Genomic DNA, 20,592 nt, shown 5'->3' with positions numbered 1-20,592 from the left:
TTGTTTTATATTTTACATTTCTGCTTTATACTTTACATTTCTACATCTCAAAGTTATACTGATTATAGTAATCAATATATCCTGTTCAAATCTCAAACAGATACATACACAATTATTAAAAAGATATTATTAAACCACTTAATCATAGCAAATAAAGGAGGTATTACAACAGAATGTTTTTATGCTACAAACCATCACACATGCTCTATATAAGCCTTGTTGATAAGACTGATATGTCATTATCTGATGAACTTAGTTTTAAAACGACATCTAATGACTATATTATGTATTTCATAACGCATGGTGAGCTTGATTTATACGAAAACGATTTTAAGTTCCATCTATGCAAGGGGTACGTTCTTTTTCTCCTGCCAGATCATAATTACAAAATAAATGCTTTAACAGACTGTACTTTTTTTCGTATATATATGCCGGTTAATAATTTTACTGAATTCGATTGCAAGAGAATATGTGACGTCCAACAGATGATTATTGATAATCAGAACCTGTCACATAGCCTAAGCCCATTGAATCATGAGCTGTATGACAAGGCAAGACTTCTTATTCCTCGTGACATATATATACAGGATATTGCAACAGTAAGAACTATTGAACTTAATCTATCTGATGCATATAGCAATTCTATTGAAAAATATGAATATTATAAGACAATATGCTCATGTGATGTAATAAAAGTTCTGACACTTATATCCTCATATTATAGCAAGCTTGCACTTAATCAACAGACTTATGATACAAAAATATCAAGAAACGCTACAAAAGTCGATAGTATCCTCACTATTATTCATAAAGAATACATGAATAAACTTACAGGCAGTTATATTGCTTCTAAAATCGGTATGAACTTTGACTACCTTAATCGTATCTTTAAAGCACAGACTGATATGACAATCTTCACTTATCTTAATACAGTTAGAATTAACGAAGCTAAGATCCTACTTATAAATGGAACTTCAAAACTCAATGAGATTGCACTAAAAACAGGCTTTTGTGATGAATATCACTTTAATCGAGCTTTTAAAAAAGCTACAGGAATCTCACCTGGCCGATGGACTTCTAATTCATAATCGTCTAAATATGCCAGACAATTATATTTTTATGCATTATTACAACATAAATTCATTTAATAATGCATATTATGCTTTTTTGTTGTTTTTATTCATTTTCTTAAGTACTTATACATTTTTATATTGCTAAATTAATATTCATACCTTATAATGAATAAAGTTGTGACTCCGATAATGAAGAATTATGCTTTCTAAAAGTAACTATCTCTCATTATCCAAAAATTCTAAATTCATAAAAGGAGAGAAGATTAGATTGAAAAGAACTATTAAAAAGCTGCTCTTATTGCTTACTATATTCTCACTATTAATATGTGGATGCAATGGAAAAAGCAATTCAGACAGCAAAAACAAAAAGACCTTACGAGTTGGTACTAATGCTGAATTCGCACCATTCGAATATATCAATGATGATGGCGAATGTGATGGATTTGATATTGGACTTATTAAGGCAATTCTTAGTGAAGCCGGTTATGATTGCGAAGTTGTTAATATGGAATTCAAATCATTAATAGGTTCACTTACTACAGGTGGAATAGACGTTACAATTGCAGGTATGACTATCACTGATGAGAGAAAACAGTCAGTTGATTTCTCTACTCCATACTATACTGCAACACAGTGTATAATAGTTCCAATCGGAAGTGATATCACAAGTCTTGATGATCTTAATGGTAAAAAAGTCGCTGTTCAGGAAGGAACAACAGGTGACCTTATCGTTACACCAAGTGATACCAACGAGATTATTACAGATAAAAATACAGTAGTAAAACAATTCAAAAAAGCTTCTGATGCTACTGTCGAACTTCTAAATGGCGGTGTTGACGCTGTAGTAATCGACTCAAGCCCAGCTAAAAAGATTGTTGCTGCTAATGAATCAAAACTTACATGTTTTAATGATACTTCTGAAGAAGAATATGCAATTGCTGTAGCAAAAGGTAATAGCGAACTTCTTGATGCTATTAACAAAGGTCTTGAAACAGTTAAAGAAAATGGAACTTATGATGAACTTGTTGATAAATATATTAATAATGAATCTACTACAAAGACTTATGAAAAAACAGGTAATGTATTCGTTGATTTTATTAATAAATGTAAATTCGTATTCGTCGACACTAATGGATATATAAGACTTTTAAATGGTCTTTGGGTAACATTATATATATCATTCCTCGCAGTTATTCTTGGTGTTATTCTTGGATTCATAGTTGCATTTATGAGACTTAGCAAAGATAGACATGGAAAGAATACTGTTGCATCAGTAATTGCTGGTATCTATATTGATATAATTCGTGGTACTCCTGCAGTTGTTCAGCTTCTTATTATGTATATGGTTATATTCCAAAGCAAACTCGGAACTGTTGCTGCTGTCGTAACTTTTGGCATTAACAGTGGTGCTTATGTTTCTGAGATTATAAGAGCCGGTATCACAGCTGTTGATAAAGGACAGATGGAAGGTGGACGTTCACTTGGATTCTCATATTTTGAGACAATGAAGTACATTATTATTCCACAGGCTATTAAGAATATTCTTCCTGCTCTTGGCAATGAATTCATTACTCTTATAAAAGAAACTGCAATTGTAGGTTATGTTGCAATAGCAGATCTTACAAAGGCTTCTGATTTCATTATATCAAGAACATATGAGACATTCCTGCCTCTTTTAGCAATAGCTATTATATATTACCTAATCGTAAAGATACTTACAAAGTGTCTTGCCATATTTGAAAGGAGATTAAGAAGAAGTGATATACGTTAATAATCTTCATAAATACTTTAACAAATTAGAAGTATTAAAAGGAATAGATGAACATATAGAAAAAGGAGAATGTGTCGTAATTATCGGACCTTCAGGCTCTGGTAAAAGTACATTTCTCAGATGTCTTAACAGACTTGACGAGCCTACCAAAGGAGACATCACCATTGATGGCATTAATATCTGTGATCCTAAGACAGATATTAATGCATTAAGAAGAAAAGTAAGTATGGTATTTCAGCACTTTAATCTGTTTCCACATCTTACAATACTTGAGAATATAACACTTGCACCAGTTAAGCATAAGCTCATGACTAAAGAGGAAGCCGACAAGCTTGCAATGTCTCTTTTAAAACGTGTTGGTGTTGACAGCAAAGCTAATTCTTATCCTGCACAGCTCTCAGGTGGTCAAAAACAGCGTGTTGCTATCGCACGTTCACTAGCACTATCACCTGAAGTAATTCTCTTTGATGAACCTACATCAGCTCTTGATCCTGAGATGGTAAAAGAAGTTCTTGATGTTATGAAGCAGCTTGCTCATGAAGGTCTTACAATGGTCGTTGTAACACATGAGATGGGTTTTGCAAAAGAAGTTGCTGATAGAGTAATCTTCATGGACGGTGGAGTAATCGTCGAAGAAGGTACTCCAGAAGATATATTTGAACATCCTAAGAATGAGAGAACGATTAACTTCCTTGGAAAAGTATTATAATATATTAGATTGAAATATGTAAAACACTAAATTGTATACCAAACGATTTAATTATAGATGTTGACGAGGATGATAAACATGGAGAAAGCGATAATGAATAATATCATTATCGCTTTCTTATATATCTTACTTGCTGTTATGTTATCTCTGCTAAACCAAAGCAATGCATCATCAACACCGTTTTATAACAATAATACCACCGTCGTTTGCAATAACAAAATATTTTCCATCATAGCTAAAACCACAAGTGTATGCTCTATAATTTTCATAAATTTTTATCTCTCTGTTATTATTAAGAATGAAAGTTATAGTCATAATATGCTCATCGTTTTCTTGAATAAAAACCCTTTCGCCATTATTAGTTATCTTAGGTAATGTTCCACCATATTCTCCTGATATTAAAATATTCTCATTTGGTAATTGGTCGCAAATTGCAATAAGCTCATCTTCATCATAATCAATGGAACAATTTTCTAATTCTCCACTATTACAATCTAATATAGTAGTTTTTTGAGAAGAAATAATAATCATTTTGTTTGGTCTTTCTTTTGAGAATCCCAACCATTCAAATCCTCCGACTGAAAAACTTGTCACAAATTTCCAACCTTCAATATTCTGACAAGCCTTAAGACTTTCATCAAATTTCATTCCCATAAAAAAGTATCTCCTTATCTTTACAGCTTTGAATTTTATTTTTTAATCTACAATTCCAAGATATCGTCCTATCATTAAGAATTCTTCCATTCTCACGCAATAGCCTTTTTTACCATTCTTAAGTTCACTAAGACATTCCTCATAATCAATCCATTTAACTGATTCAACTTCAGATGCCTGTAATACAAGCTTACTCTCATCTACCATTTTGTCATATATGTATACCATACTCACTTCATTATCTATGAAGTCTTTACCATAGAATACTGACTTACACTTAATTCTTGATAGACCTACCCTCTTAAGTTCTGTAACTTTGGCTTCAATTCCGAGTTCTTCTTGTAATTCTCTTATCGCAGATTCATCATAGCTATATCCAGCCTTAATATGTCCTGCTGATGAGATATCATAATTGCCAGGATACGAGTCTTTATCTTTACTTCTCTTTTGTAATAGCACTTTGTATTTACCATTATCTGTTTTATTCACAATCCATATATGTGCTGTTCTGTGCAGATCACCATAAGCATGAACAAGTGAACGTTCTCTTATCTTACCTGTTGGTTCTCCACTTTCATCAACAATATCAAACAACTCCATCTCATCGCTGCCAAGAACTGCTTTTTTTAATATATCACCTTCATATACAAGTTTTAATGTGAATACATCCTCTCTTTCTCCAAGAAGTTTAAAAAAGATTCTATCACCTTCCCAAAGGTTAAGTTCTTTTATTCTACTCTTCTTATACCACTCAAGTATACCTTCATCGCACCAGGTATTCATTGTACCCTCGAATCTATCTGCAGTATAGAGAAACATATATTCTGCATCCTGTTCATCTGATACAAAAGTGATTATACCTCTAAGTCTATATGACGTAAGTATAAGACCAGTTTCTTCATAGACTTCTCTTAGTACACACTCATCAGGTGATTCACCTTTTTCAAAATGTCCACCAACGCCAAGCCACTTATCTCTATTAATATCATTCTCTCTTGCTACACGATGAAGCATAAGATAACTGTCATCATTCTCTATATAGCATAATGTTGTAAATGACAATTTTTCATTCATTATTATATCATCCTTTTCACTTATTTTTGTCATATTGATAATTCTAATCTTGAAGTCATAATCAAAATCCAACTTTCAAATGCTACTTAACATACATATCAAGTTAAAACTTGATACATTTTTTAATTAATCGAATTCTATTTAATCTTTTTTAATATTATATATATCACAACACCAGATATACAGAATGTTAAAAAACCTATAAGATATCTTTGTCTTTCTACATATTTTGCTGTAATACTCTCTCTCCAGTCTGTTGCAGCATCAACATACCATTTTACATTGTCGCTTCCAACTTCATCATAATATTCCATCATAGAATTATACTTTTTATCTGTAATACTGCCAATTGGAAGTCTTACTTTACCACTCTTAGGAAGAGTAATCGTATCATCATCAAGAAGTACAAATATACTCTCTCCACTATCAGTTTTTACAATATAGAACTGTCCTGCTCCGCCATCATCAAGATTACGAAACATTTTAAGTCCTTTTGATTTGCTAAGTTTCATATCGTTAAATGTAACATACAGACCGGTAGCTTTAATATCTTTTGCATCTGCTTCAATTACAAATGTCTTAAGCTCTTTCATCTCGCTGCGGGTTGAAGCAGTTGGATAATCTTCTGTTCCAGGATATCCATTATAATGTGCATATTCATCATAACTACAAAGTCTCTCCTTAGCATACCACGACTTCTGATAATCAGGCATAAATCCTGCTATTACTGCGATAAATGCACTGATAACAACCGCCAGATACATCTTATCTGACATTTTTGACATTACTGATTGTCTCATTTTTTAATCTCTCCTCATCTTTGGTTATAATATTGCGCAATTATAAAAGCTCTCTTATCAAAGCTCAAATCATATCATTACATAATTTTAACTAATGCATTCAACCTTTTATATCTGCCAATATTATATATTTTTATACTCCATTTTCAATATTAGCATAGTTTATTACACATGCCAACATATACTTTTGAAAAAAATATATACTTTGAGAAACAATATATACTTTGAAAAGCAACATATACTTTGAGAAACAATATATACTTTGAGAAACAATATATACTTTGAAAACAATATATACTTTGAAAACAATATATACTTTTTAAAAATAACATATGCTTAGAGTAAAAAACAACACCTTCGCAAATTCCTGTCAAAAGCTAAAAATCAACTTTCTGATATTAATTTGCTCAGGTGTTATTATATTATCTTAATTCATCATAATTTATTATCTAATCTTAAATATCAATATCTATCATAATTTAATTATTCTAAGTTTTAATTATTCTAAGTTTTAATTATTCTAAATTTTAATTATTCTAAATCTGAATTAAGGCTCATCATCACTTAATCATTCTAATATATATCATATTTTAACTAATCTGCTACATTTTAATTATCTGGGTATATCTCCATCATCTAGTGATATATGATATATAACATAAAATAAATTATCAATCAATTTAAGATACTATTATATTCTCAGTAACACTTCCAACGTTACCATAAAAATCCAAACAGCTATATGTTATGCTATATTCTCTCTCTGATATCTGGTTTATCGCAATCTGTATACCCGATGAATCTAATTCATTCGCTTCGATTACATCAACTACTCTGCTTCTTGCATAGGCTTCATCAATCACTATATCTGCAGATACATTCTTATCTTCTTTTAATATAATCTGTGGTGCAATTCTATCTGTAAACACATTATTAGTATACTCTGTAACATTACCTGATGCATCTCGAATTATATATTTTATAACATTATCGCCCTCATGTAATGGTTCATATGACACATTTACCTCTGACAGACTCATTGCTATTCCTGCATCTGACACTGCCATTCCTTCTCTGAAAAAATCATCATTGACATTAGTCTTTGCTGTAATTACATGATTAACCGGATATGCTGTAATTGCCGGTGCTACTGTATCTACTACTGTTACTTTTATTGTATATGATATTCCTGTTCCTGTTTCATCAGATGATGAATATGTAACATCATAAGTTCCTGTAGTATATACATCTACATCACCAAATACCTGTACTCTGTCTGTAACATCATTACCAGAACCGTCATAAGCTATTATACCGCTTTTTCTATCGAATGATATATCTCCTCGCTCAACAAGTCGGTCTGATACACCTTCAATCGATACAACTGAATGATGCCAAGGATTATTCTCATCCGGATCTGTAGGATCCCATCCACATCCTGCATTAATCTTAATAGATGATGGTTTGCCAAGTGGCCCCGGATTCTCTGCATCATCATATATCTCAACTATTGTACCTCTGTCACAATTATCATATATCCACTTTGCATCTGTTACACTTAATCGTATACATCCAAGAGATGCTGCTATACCAAGTTTATTATATTCTTCTGTCTCTAGATCATTCTTATTAGCACTATAATATGGTACTGAATGAAATAATATCGGACCACTTATTCTAACTGCATACTGTCCATATACTCCGCCAACAAGTTTACGCCATACATAATAGTCGCTTGTTGAGAATACACCAGATGGTGTATCACGCCCTGTTGAACATACCATAGCTTTAAGTGGCACTGTATAATCATCATTACTATCACGACCATATACAGTAACACAATTAGCTGCCCTGTTAACACGAATAAAATATGCATAATCTTTTTTCTTCTGATTAATCTGTTGGATTGTCTCTACGTATGACGTATTCTCTGCTAAAGACTCTTCTCCTACTGATGCCGTCTCTTCATTAGTATCTGTTACTTCCTGTTTAGATTGTGGCATTTCTGCCGACTCTGATTTTTTTTCATCCTTATACCTGTCTTTTGAAGTTCCCTCATTCTTCTCAACAAGTGCCACCTGTGTTGTAGCTTCAGCCGACGTATCAGAAGCTTTTCCTCTAACAAGATTTCTCACTCCAAAGCAAGTAATAACTGCAACTAATGCAAGACCTACAGACACTCCTGCGATTAGATACTTTTTCTTCTCTCCCATAACCCTATCCATACCTTTCCACTATTTTTAGTTCAAACACACTTTCTTGTATTATCGGGCTAAAATCATAGTAACTTAACCATGAATCTTATAAAAAGTATTATTTAGATACATAATATCTCCGAAATATTTATATAATAAAAATTTTCATTTTGATATTGATATTTCCACATAAGATTGTTATAAATATATAGTATTTAATATTAATAATATCATTTCAAATACGTATAGAAACAATATATTATTTATGACAGATTATATATTATTTCATACTAAGGAGGAGTATAATGGGATTACCAAAAAATAATATAAAACCACCAGAGCAAGTTACTAAAAGTGAATTTGATGAGTGGAATCAGATAACTTTTAAAGCTTTTTATAAAATATGGATATTAGTATTAGCTGTAGAACTTCTATTATTTGTCTTCTATAAGCCAAATTCTGAATGTGGCAGAATCCGCTACTTTTGGTTATTTATAGTAAAACCAAGTGGCATGCAAGGTATAGCTATGCTTATTGTTATAGGTTTAAGCAAGATAAAAAGAAAAATATATTACAAACGAACTATGTTCCTTAGTACAATTATTTTAATCAGTATATTTGCTGCATCTGCTATCTGGATACATACAAGTGTTGAACTTATGTCCATGCTTTTAATGTTGCCACTTATCATTACAACGCTTTATAAGGATAAGTTTCTTACTTGGGTACAGTTATTGATATGTGTTTCTGTATATGCGTTAAAGGAATTATATTTTTACCCACATACACCATATTTTCCGCCGCTCAACAATTTTATTAATATATCTATCTTCTGTGGCAGTATACTTGTAGAATTGTTTCTTATACAGCATGTACAGGATTATGTAAAAATCATGGAAAAAAGAGCTGATGTAGATTCTATGACAGGATTATATAATCACAAAATGTTCTATAAACAGCTTTATCAGGAATATATGACTTACCAAAAAAATGGAACTCCTTTTTCATTAATAGTTATTGATATAGATCATTTTAAGAATATTAATGATACTTATGGTCATGCGTTTGGTGACGAAGTTATCTGCAGAATTGCCAAACTTATAAAAAGCCTTACTATACCATGCCATTGTTCAAGATATGGTGGAGAAGAATTCTCTATTATCATTCCTGATACCAGACTTGACAGTGCAGTAGAGATTGCGGAATATATCAGGACACAATTTGCCAATGAATCTTTTGATACTAATGACGGTATTAAAAGATTTAGTATCAGTGTCGGAGTATCGGAGACTAATGAAGACTGTAACGATAGTAAAGACATCTTCCTAAAAGCAGATGAACAACTCTACAAAGCAAAACAAAATGGTCGAAACAAAGTTTGCAGTTAGAGAAGTCTCTTTAACTAAATTTAAATATTCTAATAATGCACAATCGCACCAATATTGATAATATGCAAAAACAGACTGAGAATTATTTACATTCTAAATTCTCAGTCTGTTTTTTATAATCTAATATTCAAACAATTACAACAACTGTATACCTTTTGCAGTTGCTTCTTTTACAACTTCTTCAGGCCAAATTGAACACTGAACTTCTCCAATATGTGCTTTTCTTAAGAAAAACATACATATTCTTGACTGTCCAATTCCACCACCGATTGTATATGGAAGTTTTCCATCTATTACTGCTTTCTGGAATGGAAGTTTTGCTCTTTCTTCACATCCTGCTTTCTTTAACTGACTTAAAAGTGCTTTCTTATCAACTCGAATACCCATTGATGATAATTCAAGTGCAATATCAAGCACTGGATAGTATACAAGAATATCTGCATTAAGTTCCCAATCATCATAATCTGGTGCTCTTCCATCATGTTTCTCACCTGATTCAAGAACATCTCCAATCTTCATAATGCATACTGCACCTTTTGCTTTTGCTATGTAATACTCTCTTTCCTTAGGTGTAAAATCAGGAAACATATTTTCAAGTTCCTGAGTTGTTATGAAGAATATATCATGTGGCAGAATCTCTTCAATATAATCATACTGAATTGACATATATTTTTCTGTCTTACGAAGTACTTTATATACAGTTTTTACTGTTTCTTTAAGATATTCTTCTGTTCTTTGCTCTTTAGTTATAATCTTCTCCCAGTCCCACTGATCAACGAAGATTGAATGTATATTATCTGTATCTTCATCTCGTCTGATTGCATTCATATCAGTATAGAGTCCTTCCCCAACAGAAAAACCATACTTATTAAGAGCATATCTCTTCCACTTTGCAAGTGAATGTACTACTTCTGCTTCTTTGTCACCTAATTCCTTAATTCCAAAAGAAACCGGTCTCTCAACACCATTAAGATTATCATTAAGACCTGATAAAGGATCTACAAATATAGGTGCTGTTACTCGTGATAAATTTAATCTTTCAGCTAACAGATTCTGAAAAAAATCTTTTACTGTCTTGATACCAATCTGTGTATCATGCAAATTAAGCTCTGAATGATATCCTTGTGGAATAATCAATCGTTCCATTTTAATACGCCTCTCTATCATTAATTTTTAAAACTGTGAATTGGAGCTGGTATTCTACCGCCTCTGTTAACAAAAACAGAACAGTCAAAATTATTAACAGGCATAATTGGTGCATAACCTAATAAACCGCCAAAATGTGCCACTTCACCAACAGTTTTTCCAATTACAGGTATAATTCTTACTGCTGTAGTCTTCTGATTAACCATACCAATTGCTGATTCATCAGCAATAATTCCTGATATAGTCTCTGGCTTTGTATCGCCAGGAATAGCTATCATATCAAGACCAACTGAACATACACATGTCATAGCTTCAAGCTTTTCAATTGTAAGTGCACCGGCGTTAACTGCATCTATCATTCCCTGATCTTCACTTACCGGAATAAATGCACCACTTAATCCACCTACATATGATGATGCCATTACACCACCTTTTTTTACCTGATCGTTTAACATTGCAAGTGCTGCTGTTGTTCCAGGTGCTCCAACTCTTTCAAGTCCCATCTCTTCAAGAATCTCAGCAATACTGTCACCCACTGCTGGTGTTGGTGCAAGAGAAAGATCTATTATACCGAATGGAATACCCATTCTCTTAGATGCTTCCTGTGCTACAAGCTGTCCAACTCTTGTAATCTTGAATGCAGTCTTTTTAATTGTCTCACATAGTACTTCAAAATTAGCATTTTTCACCTGTGATAATGCATATTTTACCACACCTGGACCACTTACGCCAACATTAATAATTGAATCTGCTTCAGATACTCCATGAAATGCACCTGCCATAAATGGGTTATCATCTGGTGCATTACATAAAACAACAAGTTTTGCACATCCAAGTGAATCATCTTCTTTAGTATATTCAGCTGTCTCTTTAACTATATCTCCAAGAAGTCTTACTGCATCCATGTTAATACCGGTTTTAGTTGAACCAACGTTAACAGAACTACATATTCTCTCTGTTGATGCAAGTGCTTCTGGAATTGATCTTATAAGGTTCTCTTCATAAGGTGTCATTCCTTTTGATACAATTGCTGAATAACCACCGATAAAGTTAACTCCAACTTCTTTTGCAGCTCTGTCAAGAGTCTTTGCAATTGTAACAAAATCCTGTGGTGTCTTACATGCAGACTGACCAACAAGTGCGATAGGTGTTACTGAGATTCTCTTATTAACAACTGGAATTCCAAATTCTCTGCTTATGTCATTACCTGTTTTTACAAGATCTTTTGCTATTCTTACAATCTTCTCATATACTTTTCTATTAAGTTCATCAAGATTAGAATCTGCACAGTCAAGTAAGTTAATACCAACTGTAATTGTTCTTACATCAAGATTCTCCTGCTCAACCATTTTATTAGTCTCATTGACTTCAAACATATTAATCATAATGTTATTCTCCTCTTTGCCAAACTGATTATATTCTATGCATTTTACTAAAAATCTCTTCTCTTTGACATTTTATATTAACGCCAATATCTTCACCAAGTTTTGCAAGTTCTGATGCTAATTCATCAAATGCCTTATTAGCATTGTTAGTATCAACAATCATCATCATGTTAAAATACTCTGATACGATTGTCTGTGAGATATCAAGGATATTAACATTACTTTCTGCAAGATATGTACAAACCTTTGCTATAATTCCTACTGTGTCTTTTCCAACTACTGTAATAATTGTTTTCTTCATTTAATAATATTCCTCCACCAGATTAAATAATCACCAGTTCAGTTACTCTGTCTCTTTTAGCTACTTTTATATTAAAATCTTCAGCTTTATAAGGAGTATCTCCCTGATTAACAGCTAAACATACTGTTTCATACGCAAGTTCTTCATAATTGTTCTCACGACTTAGATGTCCAAGAAGAATATCTTTGAGATTCTTATTAAGTATTCTATTAAGAAGACTTCCTGACATCTCATTACTAAGATGTCCATATTCTCCAGATATTCTCTGTTTTAGATAATACGGATAACTTCCTACCTGCAACATATTGAGATCATGATTAGCTTCAAGAAGAATTGCATTAAGACCTTTTAAACTGCTAACTGTATAATCATCATAAGTTCCCATATCTGTCGCAACTGCAACTGCTTTGTCTTCTCTCTCAATTCTATATGCAAGAGGTTCTGCAGCATCGTGTGATATTGTAAATGGCTTAACTACAAGGTCCCCTATCGATATCAGCTCATCTGCTGATACTATATTGAAGATACCTTCAGGTATCTTCCCAAGACTCTTAGTAGCCATTATACCCTGTGCTGTTCCTGCTGATGTATATACAGGAATCACTCTTGTCCTCTCTAATACGCCTAATGATTGAATATGATCTATATGCTCATGTGTTATAAAAATAGCATCAATATCATCAAGCGTCAAAGAAAGTGTATTCAGACCTTCAACAATTCTCTTACGACTTATTCCTGCATCAATCAGTATATGCGTTGATGTCGAACCAATATAGATACAATTACCACTGCTTCCACTTGCTATACTTAATAACTTCATTCTAATCTTCCATTCTACTAATATTACATTTATTTGATAGTGCGATATACTAATGTTATCATTTATCCGCTTTACTAAACTAAAAAGCATTATAGCATATTTAAGAATGTGATACAACCTTCATTTTTATTACTATTTATTATGTATTCTTATCACTTGTGATTAGCAGACCGCATTTCATCATTCAATATATATCGTACTATATTTATAGCATCATTTTATACAACTTCTATTTTGCCTTTTCCACCCTGTTTTGCCATATACATTGCTTCATCTGCTATTTTAATAAGTTCTTCACTATTCTTCGATTTTTCTGAAAATTCAGCAATTCCTATGCTTACATCAAATTTGATATCGGCTTCAGATATCGTAACACTTGTCTCTTTTATCTCATTATGCATCTGTCGTATGCAATTTATCACATCACTTTTATCAAGTCCTGACAAGATTATTACGAATTCTTCGCCTCCATATCTCGCACATATTCCACCTCTGCTCCTTGCTGCATTGCTTCCTATCTCTGAACACCTGCATATTACTTTATCACCTGTTGAATGTCCATATGTATCATTAATCTTCTTAAAATTATCAATATCATATAATATTACAAACAACTCTCTATTTTCACTTTTCGCACGATCTATTTCTTTTTCAAGATATTTTTGCAGATATCTCCTATTATATAATCCTGACAATTCATCTTTATTAGACACATCTGCTATCTTATAAAAAAGTCTGGCATTCTTCATTGCTGTATTTATTATCTCCTTAAGTGCTTCAAGTATATATATGCTGTCTTTGAATGCATTCTCTTTCTTAGATGCCATGACAATATATCCTATAATAACTCCCTGATCTGTTATCTTCTGAACCATAACTGATGATACATATTCTCTTGCTGTATAGAAGAATCCTAACTCATCAATCCGATGTTCAATATAGGTTGTCTCATTGTTTCTAAATTTTCTTTCAAAGCTTCCATCTTCAAAAGAATGATAAATCCATAATGCAAATTCATTGCCTATTTTTCTTCTTGTCTCATATTTTTTGGCAATATCAATATTCTTGTCTCTTAATATCATCGTACAATAATCTATATCAAATTCACTGACAATACTATCTGTATATAGATCCATAAGTTCATTAATATCTATCGCATTGCCTATCTTCCGACTTATTCGCACTTGAAGATTAAGATTGTTAAGTTCTTTATTATGACTTTCAATCAGATCAATTACGACTTTTGATATATGATATATGAACATAGCAAACATAACAACAAGAAATGCTATATCTAACTGTCTTCTTGGCTTTACCTGTCCATCTCTATATGCAATAGCCACTGCAATAATAGTCGGAGCAACACATATAGCAACCGTAATTATTCTCTTTATCATTGATTTTAATTCAAATATCGCACAGAATTCTATCGTTGTTATCAGATAGATTGATATATAAAAGGCAATCTGAAAAAAATTCATTCTTCCAGAATATAGAAGCATTAATGACAATAGGAATTCTACTGTTCTTATCGCTGCCGGAATAAAAAAATTATCATAATATCTTTTTTTGGCAAGCTGAATATCTACTATAATTAATAGTATAAAAGGCAATGCAACATAGATTACATTATGCTTTATAGTATTAAAAATGTATACACCGCAGAACATGTATATTGTATATATAAATAAAAAATATTTATGTGTCTGTGTGAGTTTTTTCTGCAATTCTAATCTTTCTGTCATTAATATTCATCACCATTCTCTTCTGTCATACTTTCATAAGTAACTGTAAAGTTCTCATAAACAGTTGTATATTCGCTAGCTTCTTCATTATTAACCCTTACTGTGTTCATCTTTGGATTTAAATCTGCATACTCTATAAGCTGTTTTAACGAATATGATTTTAAGAATTCTATCTTATCATTATTCTGTATACTATAATATTCAGACTTCAATTCGCCATTAACAGCCACAAGTTTCGGACATGGAACTTCCTTTCCATTAATAATTATATTAATTGTTCCTTTTATCTCAGGAAGTTTTGCAAGTGTAAGTTCCGCATCTTTGCCACTTGTTGATTCTTTTATTACAATCTTGTCATTAGCAGATACTTCCGAATTAATATCAGCCGGCTTTCCATTAAGTGTAATTATACACGAATCGCCTATCTCTCCACGAAGCATTCTCTTTTGACCATCTACATAATATACAAGTTCTTTTCCTCTCTTTGGAAAAAGTGAACTATTAGGGAAACCTGCCATAAGTGCAACGCTTACTACATTCAGCCTGTTATTATTGTACATCTTGATTCTCTTTCCATTAAAGTTAACAAAGATAAAATTATTTGTCTGCAGATAATAACTGATACAAATTCCAATCGGTGTCACAATAAGTGAGTCTTTAGTTATCGTAATATCATCTCTGAATCTCACATCATGAAGTACTTCTTCACCTCTTACAGCAACTCTCTCTTTACTAATTGATAGATATTCTGCAAGAGAATCTGTAAATCCATGTATTCTTCCACCGCCGCCGACAACAAATACTGCACTCACACTATTTCCGCCATTAAGTTCAATTATCTTGTCAGCGATCTCTTTTGTTATTTTTTTGACTATCGGTTCTGTCAGCTTCTCTATATCTGCTTTTGTAACCTTTTGTTTTATTCCCATTATATCTTTAAATTGGATTACTTTCTTTTTTGATGCTTCAATCTTAATTCTGTCTGCGGTTGCAAAATCAACAAGATACTCTTTTGATATTATCTCTGTAAGTTCATCACCAGCCTGTGGTATCATTCCATAAGCTACTATGCTTCCATCTCTTGTAATTGATATATCTGATGTTCCTGCTCCCACATCAACCATTGCTATATTGAGCATTCTAAAATTCTCAGGTATCGCAACATTAATCGCTGCTATTGGCTCGAGTGTAAGATTAAGAACCTTAAGACCTGCTATTTCAACTGCAGAATATAATCCATCAACAACATCCTCTGGTAAAAATGTTGCTAACATATCAACACCCATTTTTTTTCCTTTATGCTCTGTGATATTAATAAGTTCATTATCATCAAGATAATACTTAACAGGTGAATATCCGACACAGAAAAAATGCTCTCTTGTCTTAGATGAATTAACCATATTATGTGCTTTTTCAACTGCAAGCATATCAAGAGTATATACATCTTCTCCTGATACTCTTGCTTCTCTTTGAAGTGATGATTCGACATGTACTGTAACAGTTCTAAGTACACGTCCTGCTGCTGCTATACATACATCTGTAAGTTCTATTCCTGCTTTTTTCTCCAACTCTTCTTTGAGACTTCTTATGCTATTACCAACAGTCTCAATATCATGTATCTGACCATCAAGCATAGCTCTTGTCTCATGCTCTTTGACAGCCATCGCAATTACATTAAAAGTCTTATCTGTAAGGTAACCTACCGTTCCTACAAGACTCCTGGTTCCTATATCAAGTCCAAATACATAATTGTTTTTATTCTCGTCCATACAATAATCCCCCCAATATTAAACACTATTTATGTAATTGCAAAGCTGTAATTATAGTCAGAGAACATTGTTCTATGCTGAATTACAAGCCTGCAATTACTTATTAGCAATATTATAATCAGAATATCACATTTAGGACTAAAGTACTAGTATTTTCTTCAATTTTTCGAAAGTTTCTTCCATTTTGCCACTGTTATCAACTTTATAGTCACACATTTTAGTAAAGACATCTTCAGAAAGCTGATTTTTCATAACTTCATTAATCTTCTCATCTGTCATACCTCGTGATTGTCTAAGTCTCTCTCTTCTTACATTCTCATTAGCATATATATATATAAACTTATCACATATATCACGATATCCCGCTTCTATAAGCAATGCTGCTTCTATAATAAAAAAATCTATATTATCTTTCTGTGCCTGTTCTTTTCTTCTTATAATCTCATGTTTGACTGCCGGATGAACAAAAGAATTAAGTTTTTCAAGCTTTTCTTTATTATTGAATACGATTGAAGCTAATTTTTTGCGGTCAATATTCCTATCTGTATCAAGAATATCTTCTGTAAAATAGTCAACAATCTTATTATATGCTTCTCCACCTTTTTCCATAACTTCATGGCCTACTCTGTCAGCTTCAACAATTCTGGCATTATAATTATTCTCTATCATGGCAAGTATAGCTGACTTGCCACAGCCTATTCCACCTGTTATTCCTATAGTCTTCATCTCTACACTTCCTGTATTATCATGTTATTCTCGCATATCATTTTATATCAAGCCAGGCTATGCTCTTTATGATATTTCTTTATGATATTTCTATTTTGCATCAAGCCAGGCTATGCTCTTTATAATATCTCTTTATGATATTTCTATTTTGCATCAAACCAGGCTATGCTCTTTATAATATCTCTTTATAATATCTCTATTTGGCATCAAACCAGCTATTTCCTTCGTGCATATCTATCTGTAATGCAACTTTAAGCTTCACTGCATTTACCATCTCTTCTTCCATTATCTGTTTTACTCTTACAATCTCATTATCTAAAGCTTCTATCAGAAGCTCATCATGAATCTGTAATAGAAGTCTTGACTTTAATTTTTCTCTCTTTAGTCTCTTATATACATTAATCATAGCAATCTTGATTATATCAGCCGCTGTTCCCTGAATTGGTGAATTCATTGCTATTCTCTTACCAAACTCTCTTGTCATAAAATTACCTGACTTTAGTTCCGGAACCGGACGTCTTCTATTAAACAGAGTAACTACATATCCATTTTCTTTTGCATGTTCTACAGTTTCATCCATGAACTCTTTTACTCTTCCATAATTTTCAAAATATGATTTTATATATTCTGCAGCCTCTTTCTTTGATATACTCAGATCTTCACTAAGTCCAAACGAGCTTATTCCATATACAATACCAAAATTAACTGCCTTTGCATTACTTCTAAGTCGTGGTGTAACTTCGTCAAGTGGCACTTTAAATACTTGTGATGCTGTAATCTTATGAATATCTTCATCGCTATTATATGCTTCAATAAGATGTCTGTCATCTGACATATGTGCAAGCACTCTAAGTTCAATCTGTGAATAATCTGCATCTATGAATCTGTATCCTTCTTCCGGAACGAATACTTTTCTTATCTCACGTCCAAGTTCCATTCTAATCGGAATATTCTGAAGATTAGGATCTGTGCTGCTGATTCTTCCGGTTGCTGTTATTGTCTGATTAAACTTGCCATGTATTCTTCCATCATCACAGATATAATTCTCAAGACCATCTGCATAAGTTGATTTTAATTTTACAAGCTGTCTATATTCAAGTATCTGAGGTACTATCTCATGTTCATTCTTAATCTTTTCAAGAACATCTGCTGATGTTGAATATCCTGTTTTAGTCTTCTTACCATTAGGAAGCCCCATCTTCACAAATAAAACTTCGCCAAGCTGCTTAGGTGAATTGATATTAAAATCATCATCTGCAAGTCTATGAATTGACTGTTCAAGTTCTTCTATTCTAACTTGTAATTTATCTCCATATTCCTTTAATTCTTCTTTATTAACACGAATTCCATTCTTTTGCATCTCATAAAGAACATACACAAGCGGCATCTCTATATCAGTATACAGTTTCCACATATCATCTGCTTTTATCTGTTCATTAATCTTTGCCGCATATGTGAATATAGCATATGTCTTAGTTGTTACATATTTAACAAATGCATTGTGATCTTTTTCATAAGCAGCCTGTGGTGTCATCTTTGCGAGAATATCTGTTCTTGAGCTTATACCTCTCTTAGGATTATATTCACTATATAATGAATCATATTCATAAGAATCTCTGTTAGGATTAAGTATATAACTTCCAATCTCTGTATCATATAATTCTTTTTTGCTTTCTAATTCATAGGTATTATCAAGAAGATGTAACTGTTCTTTTAGTCCCGAAAAATATATCTCTTTACAATTTTTTACAACAGCATATACTTTTTCTTCTAACATTGAGCTTGTAAAAAATCCACATTCTTCAATATATGCTGTCTCATTCTCAGTTGTAACTGATATTCCTCTAATATGTGTATCGCCTGTAAGTTCAAGTGCTACACTCATCTTATTATCTATAATATTATCAAAAAAATTATTAATCTCTGCAAATTCAGTAATCTCTCTATACTCAACTTCATCATTAGCATCCGCTACTGTCTCACTGTCGAATCTTAAGAGCATTGACTTAAACTCATATTTCTTGAAAAGTTCATAAGCTTCAGGCGTATAAAAATTACTAGTTTTTGCTTCTTCAAAATTATATTCAATTGGTGCTTCCACATTGATTGTTGCAAGTTTTTTACTTAAAACAGCCATATCATAATGCTCAGAAAGTGAATTCTTAGCTCTTGCAGGCTTAATATTCTCTACATTAGCATACGCATTCTCTATATTCTTATATTCTGTAATTATTGCAGTCGCTGTCTTCTCGCCAACCCCTGGCACGCCTGGAATATTATCAGCTGTATCGCCCATTAATGCTTTAAGATCTATGAATTCCACTGGTGTTACACCATACGTCTTTACAACATCATCTTCATAATAATCCTCTATCTCTGTCTGACCTTTTTTTGTCTTAGGAATTCTTATCTTAACTTTTTTAGTAGCTAACTGAAGCAGATCTCGATCTCCTGAAAGTACTGATACATCTAATCCTTTTTTCTCACCAAGACCAGCAAGTGTTCCTAATAGATCATCTGCTTCATAACCTGCAAGCTCAACAGTCTTTATTCCCATTGCTTTAAGAGTCTCTTTAATAAGAGGAACCTGCTTATGCAATTCTTCCGGCATAGGTTTTCTTGTACCTTTATATTCAGCATACATCTTATGTCTGAAAGTAGGTTCTTTAAGATCAAAAGCTACTGTAATATAATCCGGTTTTTCTTCATCAATTATCTTGAACATAATATTCAAGAAGCCATATATTGCATTAGTTGGAATACCTGCAGCATTGTTAAGTGGTGGTACTCCGTAAAATGCCCTGTTTAATATACTATGTCCATCTATAAGTAATAATTTTTCACTCATTTTTTCTTCTCACTTTCTCTTTATTATCATCCTTAATAATTACAATATTTGTATTTGTAAGCATCCAATCATACAGCTTTTCTATACTTTCATTCTGTTTTTGGATATACTATATACATTATTTTTTATCAAAACATTATTTTATAATCATTTACAATTATCAAGTATTAATATTTTCATATTGTAAC

At 32.3% G+C, this 20,592-nt stretch carries 16 protein-coding genes; 4 read left to right on the top strand and 12 right to left on the bottom strand.

Annotated elements, in window-relative coordinates; translation table 11 throughout:
• Window positions 1-173 precede the first annotated feature (173 nt).
• From KQI85_RS13545 to KQI85_RS13535, 3 genes are all read left to right on the top strand, one after another.
• A complete protein-coding gene (locus tag KQI85_RS13545) occupies window positions 174-1,088 on the top strand; it encodes an AraC family transcriptional regulator (protein WP_216576610.1) in 915 nt (304 codons plus the stop codon).
• A gap of 253 nt (window positions 1,089-1,341) precedes the next feature.
• The gene (locus KQI85_RS17025) at window positions 1,342-2,844 is read left to right on the top strand and encodes an ABC transporter permease subunit (protein ID WP_216576609.1); all 1,503 of its coding nucleotides are present in this window, start codon (window positions 1,342-1,344) and stop codon (window positions 2,842-2,844) included.
• Window positions 2,831-3,553, top strand: a complete 723-nt coding sequence (locus KQI85_RS13535) for an amino acid ABC transporter ATP-binding protein (RefSeq protein WP_216576608.1) — start codon at window positions 2,831-2,833, stop codon at window positions 3,551-3,553. Before KQI85_RS17025 ends, KQI85_RS13535 begins: the two co-directional genes overlap by 14 nt.
• 171 nt (window positions 3,554-3,724) lie before the next feature.
• Here KQI85_RS13535 and KQI85_RS13530 read toward each other — a convergent pair whose 3' ends face one another.
• The 4 genes from KQI85_RS13530 to KQI85_RS13515 form a co-directional block, all read right to left on the bottom strand.
• Window positions 3,725-4,207, bottom strand: coding sequence for a hypothetical protein (locus KQI85_RS13530; RefSeq protein ID WP_216576607.1), 483 nt, complete (start codon window positions 4,205-4,207; stop codon window positions 3,725-3,727).
• 42 nt (window positions 4,208-4,249) lie between these two features.
• Entirely contained in the window at window positions 4,250-5,281 is a 1,032-nt protein-coding gene (locus KQI85_RS13525) for an NUDIX domain-containing protein (protein ID WP_216576606.1), read from the bottom strand.
• A gap of 137 nt (window positions 5,282-5,418) precedes the next feature.
• The gene (locus tag KQI85_RS13520) at window positions 5,419-6,081 is read right to left on the bottom strand and encodes a hypothetical protein (RefSeq protein ID WP_216576605.1); all 663 of its coding nucleotides are present in this window, start codon (window positions 6,079-6,081) and stop codon (window positions 5,419-5,421) included.
• 680 nt (window positions 6,082-6,761) lie between these two features.
• Window positions 6,762-8,306, bottom strand: coding sequence for a L,D-transpeptidase family protein (locus KQI85_RS13515; RefSeq protein WP_216576604.1), 1,545 nt, complete (start codon window positions 8,304-8,306; stop codon window positions 6,762-6,764).
• Between the two features lie 275 nt (window positions 8,307-8,581).
• On the opposite strand from KQI85_RS13515, the gene KQI85_RS13510 reads away from it, so the two are divergent.
• Window positions 8,582-9,664 carry a GGDEF domain-containing protein gene (locus KQI85_RS13510; protein ID WP_216576603.1) on the top strand — a complete coding sequence of 361 codons (1,083 nt, stop codon included), beginning with the start codon at window positions 8,582-8,584 and terminating at the stop codon, window positions 9,662-9,664.
• Between the two features lie 135 nt (window positions 9,665-9,799).
• Here KQI85_RS13510 and asnA read toward each other — a convergent pair whose 3' ends face one another.
• The 8 genes from asnA to polA form a co-directional block, all read right to left on the bottom strand.
• Window positions 9,800-10,810: an aspartate--ammonia ligase gene (gene asnA, locus KQI85_RS13505; protein ID WP_216576602.1), complete on the bottom strand. Its 1,011-nt coding sequence runs from the start codon at window positions 10,808-10,810 to the stop codon at window positions 9,800-9,802.
• A gap of 20 nt (window positions 10,811-10,830) precedes the next feature.
• The gene (locus KQI85_RS13500; protein WP_216576601.1) at window positions 10,831-12,195 is read right to left on the bottom strand and encodes a PFL family protein; all 1,365 of its coding nucleotides are present in this window, start codon (window positions 12,193-12,195) and stop codon (window positions 10,831-10,833) included.
• 28 nt (window positions 12,196-12,223) lie between these two features.
• A complete protein-coding gene (locus KQI85_RS13495) occupies window positions 12,224-12,496 on the bottom strand; it encodes an ACT domain-containing protein (RefSeq protein WP_216576600.1) in 273 nt (90 codons plus the stop codon).
• A gap of 22 nt (window positions 12,497-12,518) precedes the next feature.
• Complete coding sequence (locus KQI85_RS13490; RefSeq protein WP_216576599.1) at window positions 12,519-13,316, bottom strand: MBL fold metallo-hydrolase; 798 nt, start codon at window positions 13,314-13,316, stop codon at window positions 12,519-12,521.
• A gap of 218 nt (window positions 13,317-13,534) precedes the next feature.
• On the bottom strand, window positions 13,535-15,061 hold the full coding sequence (locus KQI85_RS13485) for a sensor domain-containing diguanylate cyclase (RefSeq protein WP_216576598.1): 1,527 nt from the start codon (window positions 15,059-15,061) through the stop codon (window positions 13,535-13,537).
• The gene (locus KQI85_RS13480; protein WP_216576597.1) at window positions 15,061-16,830 is read right to left on the bottom strand and encodes a cell division protein FtsA; all 1,770 of its coding nucleotides are present in this window, start codon (window positions 16,828-16,830) and stop codon (window positions 15,061-15,063) included. Before KQI85_RS13480 ends, KQI85_RS13485 begins: the two co-directional genes overlap by 1 nt.
• A 138-nt stretch (window positions 16,831-16,968) precedes the next feature.
• Window positions 16,969-17,556: a dephospho-CoA kinase gene (gene coaE / locus KQI85_RS13475; RefSeq protein WP_216576596.1), complete on the bottom strand. Its 588-nt coding sequence runs from the start codon at window positions 17,554-17,556 to the stop codon at window positions 16,969-16,971.
• Window positions 17,557-17,752: 196 nt separating this feature from the next.
• Window positions 17,753-20,404: a DNA polymerase I gene (gene polA, locus KQI85_RS13470; protein WP_216576595.1), complete on the bottom strand. Its 2,652-nt coding sequence runs from the start codon at window positions 20,402-20,404 to the stop codon at window positions 17,753-17,755.
• Between the last annotated feature and the right edge of the window lie 188 nt (window positions 20,405-20,592).

This window comes from Falcatimonas sp. MSJ-15, from assembly GCF_018918265.1.
Classification (GTDB): Bacteria; Bacillota; Clostridia; order Lachnospirales; family Lachnospiraceae; genus Falcatimonas.
Note: the sequence above shows the minus strand (reverse complement) of the source record. Positions and strands in the feature narration are given on the sequence as shown.

Coding starts and splice junctions, on each gene's coding strand:
- asnA (WP_216576602.1), bottom strand. CDS start 10,810: ATGGAACGATTGATTATTCCACAAGGATATCATTCAGAGCTTAATTTG.
- KQI85_RS13500 (WP_216576601.1), bottom strand. CDS start 12,195: ATGATTAATATGTTTGAAGTCAATGAGACTAATAAAATGGTTGAGCAG.
- KQI85_RS13485 (WP_216576598.1), bottom strand. CDS start 15,061: ATGACAGAAAGATTAGAATTGCAGAAAAAACTCACACAGACACATAAA.
- KQI85_RS13510 (WP_216576603.1), top strand. CDS start 8,582: ATGGGATTACCAAAAAATAATATAAAACCACCAGAGCAAGTTACTAAA.
- KQI85_RS13515 (WP_216576604.1), bottom strand. CDS start 8,306: ATGGATAGGGTTATGGGAGAGAAGAAAAAGTATCTAATCGCAGGAGTG.
- polA (WP_216576595.1), bottom strand. CDS start 20,404: ATGAGTGAAAAATTATTACTTATAGATGGACATAGTATATTAAACAGG.
- KQI85_RS13480 (WP_216576597.1), bottom strand. CDS start 16,830: ATGGACGAGAATAAAAACAATTATGTATTTGGACTTGATATAGGAACC.
- coaE (WP_216576596.1), bottom strand. CDS start 17,556: ATGAAGACTATAGGAATAACAGGTGGAATAGGCTGTGGCAAGTCAGCT.
- KQI85_RS13490 (WP_216576599.1), bottom strand. CDS start 13,316: ATGAAGTTATTAAGTATAGCAAGTGGAAGCAGTGGTAATTGTATCTAT.
- KQI85_RS13495 (WP_216576600.1), bottom strand. CDS start 12,496: ATGAAGAAAACAATTATTACAGTAGTTGGAAAAGACACAGTAGGAATT.
- KQI85_RS13520 (WP_216576605.1), bottom strand. CDS start 6,081: ATGAGACAATCAGTAATGTCAAAAATGTCAGATAAGATGTATCTGGCG.
- KQI85_RS13530 (WP_216576607.1), bottom strand. CDS start 4,207: ATGGGAATGAAATTTGATGAAAGTCTTAAGGCTTGTCAGAATATTGAA.
- KQI85_RS13525 (WP_216576606.1), bottom strand. CDS start 5,281: ATGAATGAAAAATTGTCATTTACAACATTATGCTATATAGAGAATGAT.
- KQI85_RS13545 (WP_216576610.1), top strand. CDS start 174: ATGTTTTTATGCTACAAACCATCACACATGCTCTATATAAGCCTTGTT.